Origin of the sequence: Rhodoblastus sp. (assembly GCF_041915505.1) — a bacterium.
Lineage (GTDB): Bacteria > Pseudomonadota > Alphaproteobacteria > Rhizobiales > Beijerinckiaceae > Rhodoblastus.
The window spans coordinates 1-2,278 of sequence record NZ_JAYSBG010000468.1 but is presented as its reverse complement, the minus strand read 5'-3'; the positions used below and the strand labels follow the sequence as shown (position 1 = coordinate 2,278).

Here is a 2,278-nt window from a genome sequence, read left to right as displayed (position 1 = left end):
TAAAAGCGCATAGAGACGCAGGCGCGATTCCTCGCCTATGGCGGCGAGACAGGCCAGTGCGTCGTGAAGGCGGGCGGGGCTTGAGGCCATGATCGGTCCAGAAGGATATAAACATATCTTTATACGTAATTTCCAGCCAATGCAATCGGCCTGCGTCGAACGACATGACTGAGCCGTGCGGAAATGTCCTGGGCCTGATCCTCGCGGGCGGGCTCGCCAGTCGCATGGAAGGCCGCGCCAAACCGCTGCTGACGCTGTCTGGACAACGGCTGATCGACCGCATCACGGACACCGCGCGCGCGCAATGCGGCGCGGTGGCGCTGAACCTGCACGATTCGGCGCCGGAAACCGCCGCGCCTTTCGCCGATCTCGGCCTCCCGGTCGCGCCGGACGCCGCGCCCGGCCGGCTGGGCCCGCTCGCCGGCGTGCTCGGCGGCCTCGAATTTGCCGCCGCTTATTGCCCGCAGGTCGAATTCGTGCTCAGCCTGCCCTGCGACTGCCCTTTCTTGCCGGATGATCTGGCGGAGCGCCTGCTGACCGCGGCGCGCGAAAGCCGTTCGGGGCTCGCCTGCGCGTCCTCGGGCGGACGCGTTCATCCCGTCATCGCGCTGTGGCCGCTGACGCTGCGCGAGGCGCTTCGCCGCGCCTTGCTGGAACAGGACCTGCGCGGCGTGGGCCAGTTCCAGCGCGACCACGATCTTTCGGTCGTCGAATGGCCGACCGCGCCGCGCGACCCGTTTTTCAACGTCAACACGCCCGACGATCTCGCATTGGCCGAAGAACTGTTGAGGCGCGCCCCGTGAAAACGCTCGACCTGCGCGGACTGAAATGCCCGCTGCCCGTCCTGAAGACGCGCAAGGTTCTGGCCGGGCTCGCGCCGGGCGAATGCATCGAAATCGCCTGCACCGATCCGCTCAGCGCAATCGACGTGCCCAATCTCGTGCGCGAGACGGGCGATATTCTCGAGCGGCAGGACCGCGCGGGCGAGGCGCTGCTCTTCCTGATCCGGAAAGCCGGCGCCTGAGCATGGACCTTACTCCGGGCTATTACGGAGAATACGGCGCCTGAGAGGAGAGCTAGCATCGCCAGGCGCGCCGCGAACGCGCCAATGCACTGCGCCCGACGAGGCGCCGGAGGACTCCATGAAACTGACCCAATCCATCCTTCTCGCGTCGTTCCTCGCTTTTTCCGGCGCCGCTTATGCCGATCCCGCCGCCCCGGCTGCTCCGGCCGCCGCTGCCCCCGCCGCCGCGCCAGCCGCTCCCGCCGCCAAGGCCCCCGCCAAGCCGCGTTCGGCGAAATCGCTGGAATGTTCGAAACAGGCCGACAGCCAGAACCTGCACGGCAAGCCGCGCAAGCAGTTCATGAGCACCTGCAAGAAGAGCTGAGCGGCCTCAGAGCCGGCCCGCCACCTTTGAATCCACGCCGTGCGAAAGGGTGGCGGCGATCTGTTCGGCGAGGCAACGATAGCCTTTGTCGTTCATGTGCAGATGGTCCGGGCCGGTGAAATCCTCGCGCCCGGTCGCATCGCCCAATTGCCGCATCGCCTCGTAGCGGGACACCAGCGTGACGCCTTCTTCACGGGCCACCCGGGCCGTTACGTCGCGAATCGCCAGATAATTCGGATTGGCCGCCAGCTTGCGCGACCATTGCATGCCGATCAGCAGGACGTCGGCTTCTCCCTGCTTCAGGAAGCGCAAGGCGTCGCGGAGCGTAGCCGCATATTGCGCGGGCGGAACGCCGCCGATCCCGTCATTGGTGCCCACCTGCCACAGCACGAGGTCGGCGCCGAGCCGGGGGATTTCCGTGCGGATGCGTTCGACCGTCTGCGCGGCCCTTTCGCCGCCGATGCCCAGATTGACCACCTCGACCGATTCGGCCGGCAAGGCCTGTTCGAGCATGTCGCGCAATTGCGACGGATAATTCGCCGACGGCGAACTGGCGCCGATGCCTTCGGTCGAAGACGAGCCGATGGCGACGATCCGGACGCGGCCCTCTTCGCGGATCGCCTTGAAGAATTGCGGCAGGGCGCCGATTTTCGCGGGCAGGCTGGCGGCGCCGCGGCAGACGTCCTCACTGGCGACCTGAAAGCGGCGCGCAGCCTGCTTGCCCGGAAAGACCAGCGGCAGAGCCAGTCCCAGGCAGAGTGAAGCGGCAAGCACTACAAACGGTCTTCTCATCTCGTCACGGCATCCGCGCGGGCTGCGCGAGAGCATGACTCTGCCCGCAGCGCCGCCTGAGGTCAATCGCGCCTCTCGGCTAAGATCGAATTGCGTTA

At 66.6% G+C, this 2,278-nt stretch carries 4 protein-coding genes; 3 read left to right on the top strand and 1 reads right to left on the bottom strand.

Going from position 1 to position 2,278, the window contains the following annotated elements; translation table 11 throughout:
• The first annotated feature begins 164 nt into the window (after nt 1-164).
• From mobA to ACE3S9_RS18720, 3 genes are all read left to right on the top strand, one after another.
• Nucleotides 165-803: a molybdenum cofactor guanylyltransferase MobA gene (mobA, locus tag ACE3S9_RS18730; RefSeq protein WP_374547988.1), complete on the top strand. Its 639-nt coding sequence runs from the start codon at nt 165-167 to the stop codon at nt 801-803.
• Nucleotides 800-1,024: a sulfurtransferase TusA family protein gene (locus ACE3S9_RS18725; RefSeq protein WP_374547987.1), complete on the top strand. Its 225-nt coding sequence runs from the start codon at nt 800-802 to the stop codon at nt 1,022-1,024. The genes mobA and ACE3S9_RS18725 overlap by 4 nt, the downstream gene beginning before the upstream one ends.
• Before the next feature lie 118 nt (nt 1,025-1,142).
• Nucleotides 1,143-1,388: a PsiF family protein gene (locus ACE3S9_RS18720; RefSeq protein ID WP_374547985.1), complete on the top strand. Its 246-nt coding sequence runs from the start codon at nt 1,143-1,145 to the stop codon at nt 1,386-1,388.
• Between the two features lie 6 nt (nt 1,389-1,394).
• Here ACE3S9_RS18720 and ACE3S9_RS18715 read toward each other — a convergent pair whose 3' ends face one another.
• Nucleotides 1,395-2,162, bottom strand: coding sequence for an SGNH/GDSL hydrolase family protein (locus ACE3S9_RS18715; RefSeq protein WP_374547983.1), 768 nt, complete (start codon nt 2,160-2,162; stop codon nt 1,395-1,397).
• Nucleotides 2,163-2,278 lie beyond the last annotated feature (116 nt).

Coding starts and splice junctions, on each gene's coding strand:
- mobA (WP_374547988.1), top strand. CDS start 165: ATGACTGAGCCGTGCGGAAATGTCCTGGGCCTGATCCTCGCGGGCGGG.
- ACE3S9_RS18720 (WP_374547985.1), top strand. CDS start 1,143: ATGAAACTGACCCAATCCATCCTTCTCGCGTCGTTCCTCGCTTTTTCC.